The following is a 19175-nucleotide window of genomic DNA, read 5'->3' on the forward strand; positions in this document are numbered from 1 at the left end:
ACAACCAGCCCCCTCGCCCCCCCCCCCCCCCCCCCCCCCCCCCCCCCCCCCGCCGACTAAGGAGTGGTAGTTCAGTCGGTTAGAATACCGGCCTGTCACGCCGGGGGTCGCGGGTTCGAGTCCCGTCCACTCCGCCAAAACTAAGCCCGCTTGGATAATACCAAGCGGGTTTTTTCTTTTGTCTTTCCCATTTTCGATTCGCCTGTAGATAATCGCCGGAACGCCGTCACCAGCGTCCCACGATAATCGCGCCGAGCGCTCCGCCAGCGAGATTCACATAATCAGCGTTCGACGCGGCTTACCAGCATGAAATATCGCACGAGCAGCGCGCCGGCAATGCCCAGGCTGATGCTGTTGGCGAGCCAGAACCCGGCGGCACCGTGCGTAAATGCCGGCGCGCCGGGAATCAGCCCGAACCCCAGCAGATATCCGCCGCCGAGCCCGACGCCCCACAGCGACGTCGCGTAGATCAGCGTCGGGATCAGCGCGATCTTGTAGGCGCGCAGGATGAATGCGCTCATGACCTGCACGGCATCGAACGCCTGGTAGCACGCGATAAAGGCCATCAGCGGCAACGCCTTGGCGATCACGGCCGGATCGGTCGTATAGAGGTGGAGCAGGGGCTCGCGCGCGAACCACAGGATCGTGCCCATGACCATGGCCAGTGCCGCGGCCAGCCGGATGCCGCGCCACGAGATACGCCGCGCGGCGGCGCGATCGTGCGCGCCGATCGATTGCGCCGCCAGGGTCGATGTGGCAATGCCCAGCGAGAGCGGGAGCATATAGGCCACCGCGCCGAGGTTCGCGATGATCTGATGCCCGGCCAGCGTGACCAGGCCCATGCGCGTGATGAACACCGCCATCAGCGTGAACGAGGTGATCTCGATCAGATAGGTCAGCCCCATCGGTACGCCAAGCCGCAGCAGGCCGCGAATGCGGTCCCACCGCGGGCCCTCGCACGTGCTGAAAATACCGAGCGGCCTGTAGCGGCGGTCGAAGCGGAGAATGAGCAGGCCGACCACGAACCAGCAATAGCTGATGAGGCTCGAGGCCAGCGCGCAGCCGGGACCACCCATCGCGGGTACGCCGAGGCCGCCGTGGATAAACCACGCATTGAGCGGCACCTTGAGGGCGAGACCGAGCAGTTGCAGCGCCGTGACCATGATCGGCCGCGACAGCGCGTTGTTCAGTGCCTGATAGAGCCGGAATGCGAGCGCGGCAGGAAGCCCGAACGCGACGATATGCAGATAGTGCGAGGCTTTCTCCACCAGTTCGGGCGAAGCCTGCGCAAAGCGCAGCAGCGGTGCCGGAAAGGCGAGCAGCAGGATGCCCGGAATCGCGAGCGCGAGCCCCAGCCACGCGGCCTGCCGCACCTCGACGCCGATCTCGGCCAGGCGGTTGGCGCCGTAGAGCTGCGCGGCGATCGGCGCCAGCGCCTGCAGCACGCCCATCAGGCTGATATAGATCGTGACGTAGATGGAACTGGCGAGCCCCACCGCGGCGAGGTCGGCCGCCGAAACGCGGCCGGCCATCACGGTATCGATGACGCCGAACGAAACGAGTGCCAGTTGCCCGACGAGCACCGGCGCCGCAAGGTGCGCGATGCGGCGGACGTCCTGCAATGCGCTTGTCATGTCAGGGTTGTCGGGGCAGTCGGCGCGGACGCGTGGGCGCTACGACGGGCGGGGCCTCGACGAGCCGGTACATGCGGAACCGTTCGTCGCGGTCGGCGGGGCGGCGGCCTTCCCAGATCAGGCGCCATTCGAAGTGCGAGAGATTGCTGGGCGCGCCGTAATCCACGGCATCGTGGCGCAGCAGGATGTCGCAGCCGTCGGCCGGGCCGCCGAAGCGGATATGGCCAAAGTATGCGAACGACGCCAGCTGGGCATTGCCCATGCGGATCGGCTGCACGCACTGGTACGTCGGCGGCAGCGCGAGGGCGGCGGCCTGCGCGACATCGCGATAGGTCTTGCCGTAGTTGATGGACGGCAGCCACAGCGTCATGGCGATGACCCACATCAGCGTGGTGCCGGCGGCCGAGATCACGACCGGGCGCCAGATCTGCTTGGGCGCGCGCGACAGGCGCCAGCGCACGACGAGTACCCAGCATGCGGTGACGACGAGCGCGCAGATCACGGCGCTGATCGTGAACGAATGCTGGAAGCCCGGTAACTGGCGGAATACGTTGTTGGCGATCTTCGGCGGCCAGCCCGTGGTCTTGGCGATCCACAGGAACCACACGGTCCCGCCGAAAATGGTGAACAGCAGCAGCGCGAACCAGTCGATCGCGTTGATCGCGCCGCGCGTGAGCGTGGGCAGCGCGAACGCGGCGAGCACGGCCATCGGCGGCAGCAGCAGGATGAACTGCACGTCGCCGGTCTGGCGCTGCGCGATCAGCAGCAGGAACAGCAACAGCAGCAGCGAGAGGGGCAGCGCGATATGGGCGGCCCGGCGCATGCCGCGCCAGGAGAACCATGCCCACGCGGCGATCGGCCACACCGGCCACGAGAACAGGAAGAAGTTGCGCGCGATAAAGCCGAGGCTTTGTCCCGACGGGCCGCCATAGTTGCGGCGGTCGTAGCGCGTCCATTCGCGGATGAACGACACGGCCTCGTCGCGATCGGCCGCGCCGAAATAGGTCGCGGCAAACCATGCGGCCACGATCGCGAGCGCGAGGGGCAGGCCGATCGTCAGCAGCTTGCGCAGCGGTACCGGCTGGCACACGGCCCCCCCGACCAGCGCGGCGACGAACAGCGCGATCGGCAGGATCGGGCCGCTGGACAGGCACAGCGCGCCCAGCGCGAAGCCCACCCAGAGGCTGCCCTGTATCGGCTTGTCCAGGCTGCGGACCATCCCATACAACATCATCGCGATAAAGCTGACCTGGCCGACCTGCGGCGTGGTCTCGTGGCCGCGCATGGCCAGGCCCACGCAGGCCAGCAGGATCAGTAGCGCGCCATCGGCCAGCGCGCGGCCGTAGTCGCGCGCGTCGGGCTGGCCGCCGAACGCGTAGGCGAACGGCTGCACCTCGTCGCGGCGGCCCAGCAGATAGGTCGCGTACCAGACGAATGCGCAGGTCGCGAAATAGAACAGCAGCGTCGACAACCGCGACGCGTCGGGCGCGCCGAGCAGACCGCCGAACAGCTTGATCATGAGCCCGCCGACCCAGAATACGAGCGGTCCGTCCTCGCCGAACGGACGGCCGGCGATATTCGGCATCAGCCAGTCCTGCGTGCCGCCCGTGGCCATCTGCCACATCACGCCGAAGCCGGCGGCATCCTCGTTCTTCCAGGGGTCACGGCCGAACAGGCCGACCAGGCCATAGACCACGCAGATCGCGAGCAGCAGCACGCGCGGCAGTGCGCCGGTGTTGGCGGCGGTCAGTTGGACGGGGGAGGAGGACTTCGCTGGAGGCATCGACGGGGAGTACAAAAACAAAGAGGCAGCCGATGCTGCCTCTCTGGAGCTTGCTGGTCGCAGCGATTACTTCTTGACGCTGGCGAGCTTGCTGCCGAACTTCTGGCGGAACTTCTCCACGCGGCCGGCCGTGTCCATGATCTTCTGGGTGCCGGTGTAGAACGGGTGCGATTCCGACGAGACTTCGATCTTCGCCAGCGGGTATTCCTTGCCTTCGTGCGTGATCGTTTCCTTGGTCTGGATCGTCGAGCGCGTCACGAACTTGAAGTCGTTCGACACATCGTGGAACAGGACTTCGCGGTAATTGGGGTGAATGCCTTCTTTCATGGTGTTTCCTTTCTGGTTGGGTAGCCAGTCCGCTGCGCGTTGGTGCCGGATGTTGGTGCGGGTAATGCGGGTAATGCGGGCGCGCGGACCACTTGCCGATAACGGGCAAACCGGGATTATGACAGAAAAACAAGACCTTGGGCAATGCTCATGGCATCGCCGCACCGGGATCCTGCCGGTAGAACGTCGCCAGCGCCGCGTAGACTTTCGGCCAGTGCTGACGCAGGCCGTAGGGCTCCACGAAAAATGACTCCGACGCCACGGCAAAAAACTCGGAAGGGGCTTCCGCGCCATAGGGATCGATGACGCGCATGCGCGGCGGCAGGCGCTCGGGGTGGTCCCACGACCGCTCCGGCACCGCATCGCAGGCATCGGCGAACGTGTCGTACTCGGCCAGGAAATCTTCCGCCCATTGCCCGGCGTCGACGTCCGGATGCAGCACGCGCGAGAACGGCGGCACGCCGTCGGCCTCGCCATCGAGCATGTCCAGCTTGTGGGCGAACTCGTGGATCACCACGTTGTAGGTGTCCGGCGGCGAGCCGTCCCCGGTGTCCAGCCCCGCGCCGGGCGTGCTGACATCGGGCCACGACAGGATGACCGGGCCATGCTCCCACGCTTCGCCGCTGGCTTCTTCCTCGACGCCGTGCACGAGGCCGTATTCGTCCTCGACGGTCTTGCGGATCAGAAATTCGCCCGGGTAGAGCACGATGCCGTGCCAGCCGCGGTACCACGCCATACCGAGCCGCAGGACCGGCACACAGGCCTGCACGGCGACGCTGACCACCATCTCGTCGGTCAGCGGCAGGTCGTGCGCGGTGGAGTATTCCTTGTCCGCGATAAACAGCGTGGCCAGCTCGCGCAGGGCGGCGCGATCCGCGTCGCCATAGCGCGCGACGAAGGGCAGGGCCGCGATCGTGCTGGCCCAGAGGTCATCGGGGATTGCGTATTGCTCGAGCTTGCGCGCGCGGGAACGGCTGCGCAGGAATTGCGAGAGCTTGCCGAACATGGCCTCGTTTCATGGCAGAAATTGGCAACAAAAACGCGGCGACAAAAAACGCCCCGAAGGGCGTTCCGTCATGATCAGCCGCCGCGGCGCATCATGTCGAAGAACTCGGCGTTGTTCTTCGTCGGCTTCATCTTGTCGAGGATGAACTCCATGGCCTGCACTTCGTCCATGTCCGAGATGAACTTGCGCAGGATCCAGATCTTCTGGAGGATTTCCGGCTTGATCAGCAGTTCTTCGCGGCGCGTGCCCGACTTGTTCAGGTTGATCGCGGGGTAGACGCGCTTCTCGGCCAGGCGGCGCTCGAGGTGCACTTCCATATTGCCCGTGCCCTTGAACTCTTCGTAGATCACGTCGTCCATACGGCTGCCGGTTTCGATCAGCGCGGTGGCGATGATGGTCAGCGAACCGCCTTCCTCGAGGTTACGCGCGGCGCCGAAGAAACGCTTCGGGCGTTGCAGCGCGTTGGCGTCCACACCACCGGTCAGCACCTTGCCCGAGGCCGGCACCACCGTGTTGTAGGCGCGGGCGAGACGCGTGATCGAGTCCAGCAGGATCACCACGTCGCGCTTCAGTTCGACCAGGCGCTTGGCCTTCTCGATGACCATTTCGGCCACCTGCACGTGGCGGATCGCGGGTTCGTCGAACGTCGACGCCACCACTTCGCCGCGCACGGAGCGCATCATTTCGGTCACTTCTTCCGGGCGTTCGTCGATCAGCAGCACGAACAGATCCGCTTCCGGATGGTTGTTCGCGATCGCATGCGCGATGTGCTGCAGCATCACGGTCTTGCCGGACTTCGGCGAGGCCACCAGCAGTGCGCGCTGGCCGCGGCCGATCGGGGCGATCATGTCCACGATACGGCCGGTGATGTTTTCTTCGGCGCGGATATCGCGTTCGAGCTGGAGCGGCCGGTTCGGATGCAGCGGCGTCAGGTTCTCGAACATGATGCGGTTCTTCACCGCTTCGGGCGGCTGCCCGTTGACCTTGTCAACCTTGACGAGCGCGAAGTAGCGCTCGCCGTCCTTCGGCGTACGGACCTCGCCCTCGATCGAATCGCCGGTATGGAGATTGAACCGGCGGATCTGCGAGGGACTGATATAGATGTCGTCAGTGCTGGCGAGGTAGGAAGTCTCCGGCGAGCGCAGGAAACCGAAGCCATCGGGCAGAACTTCCAGGGTGCCGTCGCCGTAGATGGTTTCGCCCATCTTGGCGCGCTTCTTCAGGATCGCAAACATCAGTTCCTGTTTGCGCATCCGCTGTGCGTTGTCGATCTCGAGCGTTGCCGCCATTTCGAGAAGCGCAGACACGTGAAGCGATTTGAGTTCTGTCAGGTGCATAGACGAGGGGTACAGAAGGGAGTAGGGGAAGCCACTTGGGTGCCCGTTGGTGTGCACCGATCGGGGGTGCCCGGAAAGGACAGCGGGACGAAACCTAAGCGGAAAGGGGGGAAATATGAGCGAACGCTCGGGGAAATTGTTGGAGGCATCTTAGCACAATCCAGCCGGCGCGCCAGAGTTGGCGCACGCACGCGGGATCATGCTTTGGGATGATGCCCCCCGCATGGAGGGGCATCCCACGGCCGAACGACCGGAAAACCGATTACAGGTTACCGTCGAGGAATGCCGTCAGCTGCGACTTCGACAGCGCGCCGACCTTCTGGGCGGCAACCGAACCGTTCTTGAACAGGATCAGGGTCGGAATACCGCGAATGCCGAACTTGGCGGGCACTTGCTGGTTTTCGTCCACGTTGATCTTGGCGATCTGCACCTTGTCGCCGTAGTCGCGCGCGACTTCGTCGAGGATCGGGGCGATCATCTTGCACGGACCGCACCATTCGGCCCAGAAGTCGAGCAGCACGGGCTTGTCGGACTTGAGAACGTCGGCATCGAACGACGCGTCGCTTACATACTTGATTTGTTCGCTCATGGCGGAAAACCTCAGGTTTCGCTCAAATTACGTTGAAGGGCGATTGTTGAAGGCGGGGGATCTGGCGATTTGGCCTGCTCGATACCATACACGAGATTCCGCGGGCTCGCCGGACGGCACAAAGCCACCAGAAGCCTTGCTCGAAACCGATATGTTACCAGCTTGTCAAATTTCAAGACCCTCGCCTGAACCCGCACCGGGTAAGGCACTCACGGTTCAGATTGTGCCAAGATTCGACGCCGGCCGTGAAACATTGTTTTAATCGGATCGAGAGTTTTGGCCAATCGCCATGCGCATTCCAGGCGCATTGCCTGCCGCAGGGATTTCCCTGAATATGGGGCGGCTTGCATGCTCTAGAATGCACTTATAGTGTTCACTTACCGAGGCTAGCCGACATGACTCCCGACTCCCCCGAATCCCGCGAGCGAGCAGTGGAAGACAGGCCCGACGCCGCGCACCTTGGCGATGCGCTGGCGCATCTGAATACTGCCGTCGAATCCAACAGCATCGCCACGGGCGCTGCCCGAGGCCTGGTCTACAGCGTGATGGAAACGCTCGGCACGCTGATCGGCGACCCGGATCTGCCCGAGCATGCGCGCTCGGGCTACGAAGGCCTGCTGGAAACGGCGCGCGAGATCCGCGCGCGGCTCGAAGGCACGGATCGTTGAGCGTTGCGCAAGCCGGGCCGACGGCCCGGTGGGCCCCCGCCTGCCCGCAACCCTGCCCGCCGCCTTACCTGCCCCACTTGCCTCTCGTTTGCCCCTTACATGCCCCTTGCCCGCGCCGACACCCGGCCCCATCATCCACTGCTGTAAACTTTTGCGCCCGACGCCAACCGGCCCGCTGTCCCGCACGACGCATCGCGCGGGACAGCGGGCCTGCTGTTTGACATGACCCGGCTTCTGTTTCCTCCCGGCCCCGCCTTCCTCGAGCAGGCCGCCGTCTCCGCCTGGCACTTCCTCGACCACTGCGGCCCGCTCGCGGCGGCCGCGCATGTGGTCGTGCCCACGGCCGCGCAGATTCCCGGCGTGCGGGCCGCGCTCGACGCCGCCGCGCGCGCGGGCGGCGCGCCGCGGCTGCTGCCGCGCGTGGTGACGCTCGGCCACTGGCTGCAGGACCTGCCGCCCGATCTCGAGACCGAGCCGCTGCCCGTGCGCAGCCATGCGGCGCGGCTGCTGTCGGTGCAGCAGGCGATTCGCTCGCAGGAATGGCTGCGGGCCTCGTTCGGGGCACAGACCGAGGCGGCCGCGTGGGGACTCGCGCAGACGCTGCTGTCGATCAGCGACGAGCTCAGCGCGCGGTGGCTCGAGGATGCGGCCGTGCGGGACGACGACGAGATTCCCGGTGACGATCGGGCCGAGTTGCTGCAGGGGGCGCTGGAGCGCACCTATGCGCATCTGTCGACGCGCTTTCTCGGGCAGGAGGCCCAGATCGTGCTGGCGTTCTGGCAGCAGTTGTCGGGGCCCGACGATCCGTTGCCCGCGCGGCGGCGGGCGTTGCAGCGGCTGGCGGCGACGATCGACGGGCCGGTGATCTGGATCGCGCCGACACCGCCGGTGCCCGTCGAGGCCGTGTTCCTGGCCCGTGCGGCCGAGCAGGTGCCGACGCTGGAGGTTGGCTACGACTGGTCGGGCGGGGCGGACGATGCCGTGCCCGATTGGTATGGCACGCTGCTCGCGCTATGGCCCGAGGCGCGTCGCGCGCCGGACGTGGAGGAAGGCGAGGAGGATGGCTACGCCGATGCCGGCCCCGACTTCCGCGATGGCGACGAACGCGGCCCCGTCACGGGCATGGACATGGGCACGGGCAGGGGCTCGGGCGCCCGCGCGGCCGCGCGCCACGCGACGCTGCCCGACATCCTGCCGGCGCAGCGTCCGTCGGTACGCGTGATCGGCAGCGCGCGCTTCGAGGACGAGGCGATTGCCGCGGCCGACCAGCTGGTCGCATGGCTCAACGAAGGCCGCCGGCACGTCGCGCTGGTCGCGCACGACCGGATCGTCGCGCGGCGCGTGCGCGCGCTGCTCGCGCGGGCCGGCGCGCCCGTGCGCGACGAGACCGGTTGGAAGCTGTCGACCACGCGCGCGGCGGCAGCCCTGATGCGATGGTTCGACGTGCTCGCGCGCGATGGCGACACCGGCGCGTTGCTGGACCTGCTCAAGAGCCCATTCTGTTTGCCCGACGCCCCGCATCGCGGCGCGGCGATCGCGCTGATCGAACGACAGATCCGCCGCGAGACGATCACGGGCGGATGGCAGCGGCTGCGGCACCTGCTGCCCGCGCGAGAGGACGAACGCGAGGCGGCCGGCGACGGCGCTTCCGCTGCCGATGCTGACGCCGCCGATGCCGACGCCGCGCGGGCCGAGCGCGAGGCGCGGGCAGCGGCGCGGGCGATCATTGCGCAGCTGGCCGACGAAGCCGCCCAATGGCCGCGCGGCCATGCGCAGCAGCCGCTGTCGGTCTGGCTCGCGCGCCTCGACGCCATGCTTGACGCGCTCGCGATGCGCGAAGCGCTCGCCGCCGACGATGCCGGCCGGCAGATGCTCGACGCCCTCGCGCGTCTCGCCGAGTTGCCCGGCGACGAAACCGGCGCGCATGCCACGCTCGCACAGCACGAGTTCCGCGCGATGCTGTCGGCCATTCTCGAATCGGTCGCCTACAAGGAACCCTCCGAACCCAGCACGTCGCGCATCACGATCCTGCCGCTCAACGGCGCCCGCATGCGACGCTTCGACGGCGTGGTCGTCGTCGGCTGCGACGACGCGCAGTTGCCGTCGAGCGCGGCCGAGCTCATGTTCTTCTCCAACCAGATGCGCCGCGAACTCGACCTCGAGGACCGCGAGGCGCGCTTCGCGCAGCAGGCGCGAGACCTGGCCGAAGTGCTGCTCAACAACGACGACGTCGTGCTGACATGGCAGAAGGTCGGCGCCCGCGGCGAACCGCATCACGTGTCCGGCTGGATCGAGCGCTTGTCGGCATGCTGCCGCCGCGCCGGCGCCCCCATCGAGGCAAGCGCCGCCCCGCGCGCGTTCGAAGCCGAAGCGCGCCCCGCGCGCATGCCCGCGCCATCGGCCCCGGAACGCGTGCCCGCGCGCTGGAGCGCGGCGGCCTACAACATGCTGCGACGCTGCCCCTATCAGTTCTTCGCGGGCCGCATGCTCGGTCTTGCGGGGCTCGAGGACATGAGCGACGACCTCGAGAAGCGCGATATCGGCACGCTGCTGCACCGCGTCCTCCATCGCTACCACCAGGAAATGCGCGATCGCGACGAACGCGACAACGATCGCCGCCTGGCACGGCTGCGCGAGATCTCGGAGCACGAGTTCGGCGCGCTGATCCGTGACGACGGCAACGCGCTCGGCTACTACTGGCGCTGGCGCGAGGTCCTGCCGTCGTACGTGCAGTGGCAGGCCGCGAGAGAAGCCGAAGGCTGGCACTGGCAGGGCGGCGAAATCGACGTCAGCGTCGATATCGCGATGGAGGACGGCGTGCCGCTGCGGCTCACGGGCCGTATCGACCGCATCGACGCGGGCGCCGACGGCAGCCGCGCGGTGCTCGACTACAAGACGCAGAGCGCGTTGCGCCTGCGCAAGAAGGCCGGCGATGTCGAGGAGGATTGCCAGCTGCCGTTCTATGGCCTGCTGCGCGCCGATGCGCACGCGGGCAGCTGGGTGGCGCTCGAGGGCGTGAAGGAAGGCGGCAGGGAGCCCGCGGGGCAGCAGCGCGAAGTCGATCTGCCGGACTTCGACGCCGCGGTGGATCATCTCGCGCGGCAGCTGCGGCAGGACGTCATCCGCCTGCGCCGCGGCGCGAAGCTCGCCGCGTTCGGCGACGCCTCGGCCTGTACCTATTGCGAAGCGCGCGGCCTGTGCCGGAAGGGCTTCTGGGAATCCACCGCGCTGCCAGATCTGACATGAGTGCAAACGCCTATCTGCGCGACGGCCTGCCCGTCGCCGAATCCGAATTCACGCGCGCCGCGTGCGATCCGTTGCGCTCCGTCGTGGTGGAGGCCTGCGCGGGCAGCGGCAAGACGTGGCTGCTCGTGGCGCGCCTCGTGCGGCTGCTGCTGGCGGGCGCGCAGCCGCACGAAATTCTCGCCATCACGTTCACGCGCAAGGCCGCCGAGGAAATGCGCGAGCGTCTGCTCGAAGTGCTGTCGGAACTCGCGAGCGCCGGCGACGACGCGGTCATCGAGGCGCTTACCATGCGCGGCCTGACGCCCGACGCGGCGCGCGACGCATTGCCGCGCGCGCGGCAGCTGCACGCGCAGGTGCTGGCGTCGCCGGGACGCATGGCCATCGACACGTTCCACGGCTGGTTCGGCACGCTGCTGCGCGGCGCGCCGCTCTCGTCGGGCATCGTGCCGGGCGCGATGTTGCGCGAAGACGCCCTGCGCATGAAGCGCGAAGCCTGGGCGCCGTTCTGGCGCGCGCTGGCCTCGCCGCAATACGAGGACCTGCGCGCGGCCTACGCCGAGCTCGTCGATGCGATCGGCGAATTCCAGACGCGCGCGCTGCTCGACCGCATGTTCCATGCGCGCAGCGAGTGGTGGGCCCTGCGCGAAGACGGTGGCGATCCGGCGGCGAAGCTCGCGGCGGATCTCGGTGACGATGCCGTAACCGACGTGCTGGCCGAGGCGTTGTGCGACGAGGACTGGCTCGACGATTGCCAGCAACTGGCGTCGCTGCTCGGCACCGGCGGCAAGACCGAGCAGGGCCATGCCAGCGCCCTCGGCGCCGGCCTGGAAGCCATTCGCGCGTGGCAGGCCGCGGGCCGGCTGCCCGGCGCGAGCGCCGCCGACGCGTTTGGCCATCTGCGCGCGGCGTTCTTCACGCAGGCCGGCAAGCCGCGCTCGCTGCGCCGCACGGCCGCGCTCGTCAAGGCCGCGGGTGGCGAGGGCGCGGTGGAAGATCTGCTCGCGCGGCATGCGGACCACTGCGCGCGGCTCGACAGGATTGCGGCGCGCCGTTGCGAGGCCGCGGTGCTCGCGGTGAACCTCGCGCTCTACAAGCTCGGCGATGCGCTGCTCGATCGCTATCAGCAATACAAGAGCGAAGCGCGCGCGATGGACTTCGCCGACCTCGAATGGCTGGCCGCGCGGCTGATGTCCGACGAGGAAACGGCCACCTATCTGCAGGTGCGGCTCGACGCGCGTTACCGACATCTGCTACTCGACGAGTTTCAGGACACGAACCCGCTGCAATGGCGCATTCTGCAGGGCTGGCTGGCCGGATATCAGGGGCTGGCGGAGCGGCCCACGGTGTTTCTGGTGGGCGATCCCAAGCAGTCGATCTATCGCTTCCGGCGCGCGGATGCGCGGTTGTTCGGCACCGCGAGCGCGATGCTCGAGGCGGAGTTCGGCGCGACGGTACTGCGCACGAATCGGACGCGCCGGAACCGGCCGGAGGTGCTCGACTGGGTCAATGCGGTCTTCGATGCGGGCCGCGCCGAAGGGCGCTATCCGCTCTACGAGACGCAGACCACGGCGCTGGACACACCGGGCGGGCCCGTGTGGCAGTTGCCGCTGGTGGAAGCCGAGGAGGTCGCGGGGAACGCGGGGGACGCGGGGGACGCGGGCGAGGTGTCCGATGCCACTGGGCATCGCGACACGCTGCGCGAGCCCCGCACCGCGCTCGGCGACTCGCTGCGCTTCGAGGAAGGCCGCCGCGTGGCCGCGTGGCTCCATCACATCCGCGACAACATCCCCGTGCAGGACGGCAAGACCCAGCGCCGCGCGTGCTGGCGCGACATGCAGTTGCTGGTCCGCCGCAAGTCGCATCTGGCCGACTATGAACGCGCGTTCCGCGAAGCCGGCATCCCCTGCCTGAGCCCGCGCCGCGGCGGCCTGCTCGCCACGCTGGAAGCGCTCGATATCTCGGCGCTGCTCGCGTTCCTGATGACGCCCGAGTCGGACCTCGATCTCGCGCATGTGCTCAAGAGCCCGATCGTCGGCGCGTCCGACGACGACCTGCTGTTGCTGGCCGGCGCAGAGGCCACGCGCGGCTGGTGGGCGCGCATCGAGGCGACGGGCCTGCCGCCCGAGGTCTCCGACGCGGTGCGCGGGGGCGTGGCACGCCTGCGCGCATGGCTCGCGCTCGCGCCGCACAAGCCTGTGCACGATCTGATCGACCGCATCTATCACGAAGGCGAGATCCGCCGGCGTTATGCGGAGTCCGCGCCGGCCGCGATTCGCGAGCAGGTGCTGGCCAACCTCGACGCGTTTCTCAAGCTGTCGCTCGACCTCGACGGCGGCCGCTATCCGAGCCTGCCGAAATTTATCGACGAGCTTCAGGAGATTCGCCGCGGGGACGAAGACGAGAGCCCCGACGAGGGCGGCATGGGGGAATCGGTGGAAGAAGGCGAAGCCGAGCCCGAGACCGATGGCGACAGCCAGCTGGATGCCGTGCATATCCTGACCGTGCATGCGGCCAAGGGTCTCGAGGCGCCGTTCGTGGTGCTGCTCGACGCCAACCATAGCGACCCCGCGCCCGATCGCGCCGGCATTCTCGTCGATTGGCCGCCATCGGCGCGCGTGCCGACGCACTTCTCCGCTTACGGCAAGCAGGCCGAGCGTGGCCTTGCGCGCCAGCCCATGTTCGATGCGGAGGCCGCGCTGGCCGAGCGCGAGAACTGGAACCTGCTGTATGTGGCGATGACGCGCGCGCGGCAGGGGCTGATCGTCAGCGGCGTGAAGGGCCGCGCGAGCAAGGAGAAAGAGCAGAACGCGAGCGAGATCGCGGGCAGCTGGTATGTGCGATTGGCGGCGGCGGGCGTCGGCGAGGCCGTTGACGCGTACCCCGACGCCGCGACGCATGCCGAGGCCGACATGCGCGCGATGACGGGCGCGCCTGGCGAACGCATCCGCTACACGGACTTCCGCGAACGCTTCCGCGATGCGGTGACGCCTATTTCGGCGGAAGAGGCGGCAATGGCCGGCCTGGGTGACGAGGATGGTGAGGAGGGGGGCATCGTGTTCGACGCGGCCGCCGCACGCCACGGCGAACTGGTGCACGCGCTGCTCGAACGCATCACGCGCTATCCGCAGGCCTTCGGCAGCGTGCCCGACGCGGACACGGTCCTGCGCTGGTTCCCGGCAACGGGTGCGGGCGCACCGGGCGCGCGCGAACAGTGGCACGAACAGATCGTGCTGGCCGTCTCGGAAGCCGCCGCGATGCTGAAGGCGCCGGCGCTACGGCCGCTGCTGTTCCCTGACGCGGCGGTGTCCGCGCGCAACGAGGTCGAACTCTACGACGCGCGCGGCCGCCTGCTGCGTATCGACCGCCTGGTCGAATTCGAAGATCGCGTGGTGATCGTGGACTACAAGCTGCGGCTGCTGCCGCAGGAGCATGCGGCATACGGCGCGCAGCTCGCGCGTTATGTGGCGGCGATTACGCCGATGTTTCCGGGCAAGCGCATCGAAGCGGGTGTGGCGACGGCGGAAGGGGAATGGATCGACGCGTCCGCGCTGCGGCCCATGACGGCGCAAGGCGAGCAGGGGTCGTTGTTCTGAAGCGTGTAAGCTTGGAGGCAGATCTTAGATAAAAGCAGATCTGGAAAGCGGAAGCTGTTGAAAATACTGGGAAGGGGGACGAGCCTGACCCTCGGCACTGGCGGAAAACGGTTGTGGCTGCTTCGTTCCCGACCTGACCAGGTTGACCGCGCCACCATGCGAGGAGGCCCGTCCGACCGGCATTGTATCTCAAGCCGCGAATCGAGGTTGTGTTTTCTCCGGAACAGGATCGACACATGAACGCCAACGACCAGATTCTCCATGGCGGGCTGGCCCCGCAGGACATCTCCACCGAGGTGTTGCTGGAAAAGTATGCGAAGGGCGAAGAGACGACCATCGCCGATGTGCGTGACCGTGTCGCGCGCGCGCTGGCCGAGGCGGAAGCGCCGGGGCAACGCGAGGCATGGGCCGCGCGATTCCGGTGGGCGCTCGACAGCGGTTTCGTTCCGGCGGGCCGTATCAACTCGGCTGCGGGCACCGGTATTCAGGCGACGCTGATCAACTGCTTCGTGCAGCCCGTGGGCGATGCCGTATCGGAGCCCCACGCGGGCAAGCCGAGTATCTACACGGCGGTGGCGCAGGCCGCGGAGACGATGCGCCGCGGCGGCGGGGTCGGCTATGACTTCTCGGCGATCCGGCCTTCGGGTGCGTTCGTGCGCGCCACGCATTCGCGCGCCTCGGGGCCGGTGTCGTTCATGAAGGTGTTCGATGCCTCGTGCGCGACCGTGGAGTCCGCCGGCGCGCGGCGCGGCGCGCAGATGGGCGTCCTGCGCTGCGACCATCCCGATATCGAGCAGTTTATCCATGCGAAGGATCGCGGCGACCTGACGAACTTCAATCTCTCGATCGGCGTCACCGACGCCTTTATGCAGGCGGTGGAGGCGGGCGAGGACGTGGAACTCGTGCACGACGCCGAGCCCGCGAGGGAACTGATCGACGCGGGCGCCTACCGCCGCGACGACGGCAAGTGGGTCTACCGGCGCGTGCCGGCGCGGCAACTGTGGGACCAGGTCATGCACGCGACCTACGATCACGCGGAGCCCGGCATCCTGTTCCTGTCGCATATCAACGCCGACAACAACCTGTATTACTGCGAGACGATCGAGGCGACCAATCCGTGCGCGGAGCAGCCGCTGCCGTCGTATGGCTGCTGCTGCCTCGGTTCGATCGACCTGACGCAGTTCGTGCGCGAGCCGTTCACGCCGCGCAGCGGGTTCGACTTCGCGGCGTTTGCCGAAGTGGTGCGCGTGTCCACGCGCATGCTCGACAACGTGCTCGACATCACGTACTGGCCGCTGGCCGAGCAGGAAGCGGAGGCGCGCGCCAAGCGCCGCATCGGGCTCGGTTTCCTGGGGCTCGGCAGCGCGCTCGTGATGCTCGGCCTCCGTTACGACTCGGAGGCCGCGCGCGACGTGGCGGCGCGTATCGCGGAGACGCTGCGCGATCAGGCCTATCTGGCTTCGGCCGAGCTGTCGGCGGAGAAGGGCGCGTTTCCGCTGTTCGATGCGCAGAAATATCTGGCCGGCGGGTTCGTGAGCCGGTTGTCCGCGCCCGTGCGCGAGGCCATCGACACATACGGCATGCGCAACTCGCATCTGCTGTCGATCGCGCCGACGGGCACGATCACGCTCGCGTTCGCCGACAACGCGTCGAACGGTATCGAGCCCGCGTTCTCGTGGACGTACAACCGGCGCAAGCGCCGGCCCGACGACACCTACGAGGTGTTCGAGGTGGCCGATCACGCGTGGCGGCTGTACCGGCACCTCGGGCACGACATGGACAAGCTGCCGGAGAGCTTCGTCACGGCGTTGCAGATGTCCGCGCTCGACCATATGCGCATGCTCGAGGCTGTGCAGCCGTTTATCGATACGAGCATCAGCAAGACCGTGAACGTGCCGGAGGACTACCCGTACGAGGCGTTCCGCAATCTGTATCTGGAGGCGTGGCGCGCGGGGCTCAAGGGGTTGGCGACGTACCGGCCCAACAGCGTGCTGGGTGCAGTGCTGTCGGTGGCTGCCCCATCCGCGACGCAAACACCGGCGGCCGTGTCCGCCGCGCCGGCCGACGACGATCCGCTGCTGCGCCATTTCAACAGCCGGCCGCTCGGCGACCTCGAGGGCGTGACGTCCAAGGTCGAGTACATGACCTATGAAGGGCACAAGACCGTTTACCTCACGGTCAACTTCCTGCGGGTGTCGGGTGTCGTGGGCGGCGAGGTGGTGACCATCGAGCGGCCGATCGAGTTTTTCATGCCCGCGGGGCAGCGGACCGAAGGGCAGCAGTGGATCACCTCGACCATGCGGCTGCTGTCGATGGTCGCGCGGTCGGGCGGGCCGGTGGGCAAGGCGCTGGCCGATATGCGCAATGTCGTCTGGGACAAGGGCACCGTGCGGTATGGCACGCTGACGCGGCCCGACGGCAGCGAGATTCCGCGATTCCACGACTCGGAAGTCGCCGCGATCGGCTATGCGCTGCAGCGGATCCTGATCAAGCGCGGGTTCCTCGACCAGGAGGGCGGCGCGATGTCGGCGCCGCAGCTTGCCGCGCGGCTGGCGGAGCGCGAGGGCGGGGGGCAAGGCGGGGCGCAGACCGGTGCGCCGGGGCTGGCCACGAACGCCGGCGGCACGGCTGGCGCGGCGGGCCGGGGGGGTGGGACGCCGGGCGGCGCGGTATTGCCGGCGGGCGCGCCGGGCGTGGGTTCCGGCAAGCCGTGCCCGGAGTGCGGCGCCCATGCGCTGCACCGGATCGACGGCTGTGCCAAATGCGCGAACTGCGGCTATGTGGGCGAGTGTGGGTAGGCGTTGCCTTTTGCTACAATCGCCGCCATGAGTTACCAAGTTCTAGCGCGCAAATGGCGCCCCAGGGATTTCACCACGCTGGTCGGACAGGAGCACGTGGTCCGCGCGCTCACGCACGCGCTGGAACAGCAACGGCTGCACCACGCCTATCTGTTCACCGGCACGCGCGGCGTCGGCAAGACCACGCTCTCGCGGATTCTGGCCAAGGCGCTCAACTGCACCGGCGTTGACGGCAGCGGTGGCATCACGGCCGAGCCGTGCGGCCAGTGCAAGGCCTGCCAGGAAATCGACAGCGGGCGGTTCGTCGACTACATCGAGATGGACGCGGCCTCCAACCGCGGCGTCGATGAAATGGCGCAGCTGCTCGACAAGGCGGTGTATGCGCCGACGGTCGGCCGCTTCAAGGTCTACATGATCGACGAAGTGCACATGCTGACCAACCACGCCTTCAACGCGATGCTGAAGACGCTGGAAGAGCCGCCCGGGCACGTCAAGTTCATTCTCGCCACGACCGATCCGCAGAAGATTCCGGTCACGGTGCTGTCGCGCTGCCTGCAGTTCAACCTCAAGCAGATGCCGCCGGGACATATCGTCTCGCACCTCGACCATATCCTCGGGCAGGAAGGCATCACGCACGATGGCAATGCGCTGCGCCTGCTTGCGCAGGCCGCCCATGGGTCCATGCGCGATGCGCTGTCGCTGACCGACCAGGCCATTGCGTATAGCGCGGGGCAGGTGTCGGAGGACGCGGTGCGCGGCATGCTTGGCGCGATCGACCAGAGCTACCTCGTGCAGCTGCTCGACGCGCTGGCGGCCGAGGATGGCGCCACGATGATCGGCATCGCGGACTCGATGGCGGACCGCAGCCTGTCGTTCGCGGGCGCGCTGCAGGATCTTGGGTCGCTGCTGCACAAGGTGGCGCTCGCGCAGGCGGTGCCGGCATCCGTGCAGGACGAATGGCCCGAGGCGGGCGATGTGCGCCGCCTGGCGGGGCTGTTCGATGCGCAGGAAGTGCAGCTGTTCTACCAGATTGCGAATATCGGCCGCAACGAACTGGCGCTCGCGCCGGACGAGTACGCGGGCTTTACGATGACGCTGCTGCGGATGCTTGCGTTCCGGCCGTCGGCGGCGACGCCGGCACCGGTGACGGGGCAGGGCGGCGGCGGCCAGACCGCGCGCCCGCGCGCACCGGGCGTTGCCGCGCCGGCCGCGGCGCCGGCGATGCGAGTGGCTGCGGCAGTGGAAGCGGACCCGCCCGCGGTGGTTGCCGTACCGGAGCCGAAACCGGGCCCGGCGGCCGGCGTCGCGGAGATCGCCCCGCAGCCCGAAGCCTCTGTTGGGAGCGAGGGGGTTGAAAAGGTCGAAAGGGTCGCTGAAGCATTCGAATCCACTCCCGTGGCCGCTGTGCCGGACGCCGCGATGTCGCCGGCACGCGCGGCGCTGCTGGCTGCGCGTCAGGCGACGGCCGGACGCGGTGGACGGAGCGGGGCGCCGGCGGGCGCACCGCTGCCTGCGGCGGCTGCGAAGCCTGCCGCACCGCCTGCTCGTCCCGCTGCGCAGCCGCTGCGCCCGCCGGCCGCCAACCGGCCCGCCGCCGCGGTGGTGCCTGCGCCGGCGACGCTTGCGCCGAATGTTGCGCCGAGTGCCGCGCCGAGTGTTGCGCCAAGTGCCGCGCCGAGTGTTGCGCCGAGAGCGTCCGAGCGGCCGCAGCGTGCCGCGCAGGCTAGCGACTCGGTACCGCCGTGGGAAATGGCCGGTGGCAGCGATGTGCCGCCTTGGGAGGAGATGCCGCCCGATCTGCCGCTGATCGGCCCGTATGGCAGCGATCCCGGCTATGACGCCAGCATGATGTTCGATGCGCAGGACATGGCACCGGAAGATACCGGCCGCCGCGCGTCATTCGACCGGGGCCAGCAAGACCGCGCCCCGCATGATCGGTCCCACCAAGATCGGTCCCACCAAGATCGGGCACAGCAGGATCGGGCACAGCAGAGCTGGGCGTCCCAGAACGGCGGGTCCCAGAACGGCGGGTCGCAGAACGGCAGGTTCCAGAACGGTGGATCCCAGAGCGGCGGGTCCCAGAACGGCAGGTTCCAGAACGGCGGATCCCAGAACGGCAGGTTCCAGAACGGTGGATCCCAGAACGGTGGATCCCAGAACGGTAGATCCAAGAACGGCCGGTCCCAGAACCGCG

11 protein-coding genes, 1 tRNA gene and 1 other RNA gene are annotated in these 19175 nt (G+C 67.9%); 6 read left to right on the forward strand and 7 right to left on the reverse strand.

What is annotated here, in order from left to right; genetic code table 11:
- Window positions 1-60 precede the first annotated feature (60 nt).
- Window positions 61-137: transfer RNA gene (locus AAHB16_RS32160), tRNA-Asp, on the forward strand.
- A 144-nt stretch (window positions 138-281) separates the two neighbouring features.
- Here the strand turns inward: AAHB16_RS32160 and AAHB16_RS32165 are convergent.
- From AAHB16_RS32165 to trxA, 6 genes are all read right to left on the reverse strand, one after another.
- Complete coding sequence (locus tag AAHB16_RS32165) at window positions 282-1634, reverse strand: MATE family efflux transporter (RefSeq protein WP_342052892.1); 1353 nt, start codon at window positions 1632-1634, stop codon at window positions 282-284.
- 1 nt (window position 1635) lies between these two features.
- A complete protein-coding gene (locus tag AAHB16_RS32170; protein ID WP_342052893.1) occupies window positions 1636-3417 on the reverse strand; it encodes an ArnT family glycosyltransferase in 1782 nt (593 codons plus the stop codon).
- A 66-nt stretch (window positions 3418-3483) separates the two neighbouring features.
- Window positions 3484-3744, reverse strand: coding sequence for a type B 50S ribosomal protein L31 (locus tag AAHB16_RS32175; protein WP_109580696.1), 261 nt, complete (start codon window positions 3742-3744; stop codon window positions 3484-3486).
- Window positions 3745-3892: 148 nt separating this feature from the next.
- Complete coding sequence (locus AAHB16_RS32180; RefSeq protein WP_342052894.1) at window positions 3893-4750, reverse strand: M90 family metallopeptidase; 858 nt, start codon at window positions 4748-4750, stop codon at window positions 3893-3895.
- Between the two features lie 74 nt (window positions 4751-4824).
- Complete coding sequence (rho, locus tag AAHB16_RS32185) at window positions 4825-6087, reverse strand: transcription termination factor Rho (RefSeq protein WP_137926051.1); 1263 nt, start codon at window positions 6085-6087, stop codon at window positions 4825-4827.
- Window positions 6088-6349: 262 nt separating this feature from the next.
- On the reverse strand, window positions 6350-6676 hold the full coding sequence (trxA, locus tag AAHB16_RS32190; protein WP_109580699.1) for a thioredoxin TrxA: 327 nt from the start codon (window positions 6674-6676) through the stop codon (window positions 6350-6352).
- 395 nt (window positions 6677-7071) lie between these two features.
- Here trxA and AAHB16_RS32195 point away from each other — a divergent pair, with 395 nt between their 5' ends.
- From AAHB16_RS32195 to AAHB16_RS32205, 3 genes are all read left to right on the forward strand, one after another.
- Complete coding sequence (locus AAHB16_RS32195; RefSeq protein ID WP_150371299.1) at window positions 7072-7344, forward strand: hypothetical protein; 273 nt, start codon at window positions 7072-7074, stop codon at window positions 7342-7344.
- 222 nt (window positions 7345-7566) lie between these two features.
- The gene (locus tag AAHB16_RS32200; protein WP_342052895.1) at window positions 7567-10590 is read left to right on the forward strand and encodes a PD-(D/E)XK nuclease family protein; all 3024 of its coding nucleotides are present in this window, start codon (window positions 7567-7569) and stop codon (window positions 10588-10590) included.
- Complete coding sequence (locus AAHB16_RS32205) at window positions 10587-14183, forward strand: UvrD-helicase domain-containing protein (RefSeq protein ID WP_342052896.1); 3597 nt, start codon at window positions 10587-10589, stop codon at window positions 14181-14183. Before AAHB16_RS32200 ends, AAHB16_RS32205 begins: the two co-directional genes overlap by 4 nt.
- Window positions 14184-14257: 74 nt before the next feature.
- On the opposite strand, the gene ffs is transcribed toward AAHB16_RS32205, so the two are convergent.
- Window positions 14258-14356: signal recognition particle sRNA small type (ffs, locus tag AAHB16_RS32210), an RNA gene on the reverse strand.
- A gap of 63 nt (window positions 14357-14419) precedes the next feature.
- Between ffs and AAHB16_RS32215 the strand changes: the two genes are divergently transcribed.
- Window positions 14420-16981, forward strand: a complete 2562-nt coding sequence (locus AAHB16_RS32215; protein WP_342052897.1) for an adenosylcobalamin-dependent ribonucleoside-diphosphate reductase — start codon at window positions 14420-14422, stop codon at window positions 16979-16981.
- Window positions 16982-17008: 27 nt separating this feature from the next.
- Window positions 17009-19175: DNA polymerase III subunit gamma/tau (locus AAHB16_RS32220; RefSeq protein ID WP_342052898.1), on the forward strand; the 2167-nt coding region annotated here is incomplete at its 3' end.

Origin of the sequence: Cupriavidus sp. OTU4054 (assembly GCF_038440175.1) — a bacterium.
Lineage (GTDB): Bacteria > Pseudomonadota > Gammaproteobacteria > Burkholderiales > Burkholderiaceae > Cupriavidus > Cupriavidus pauculus_D.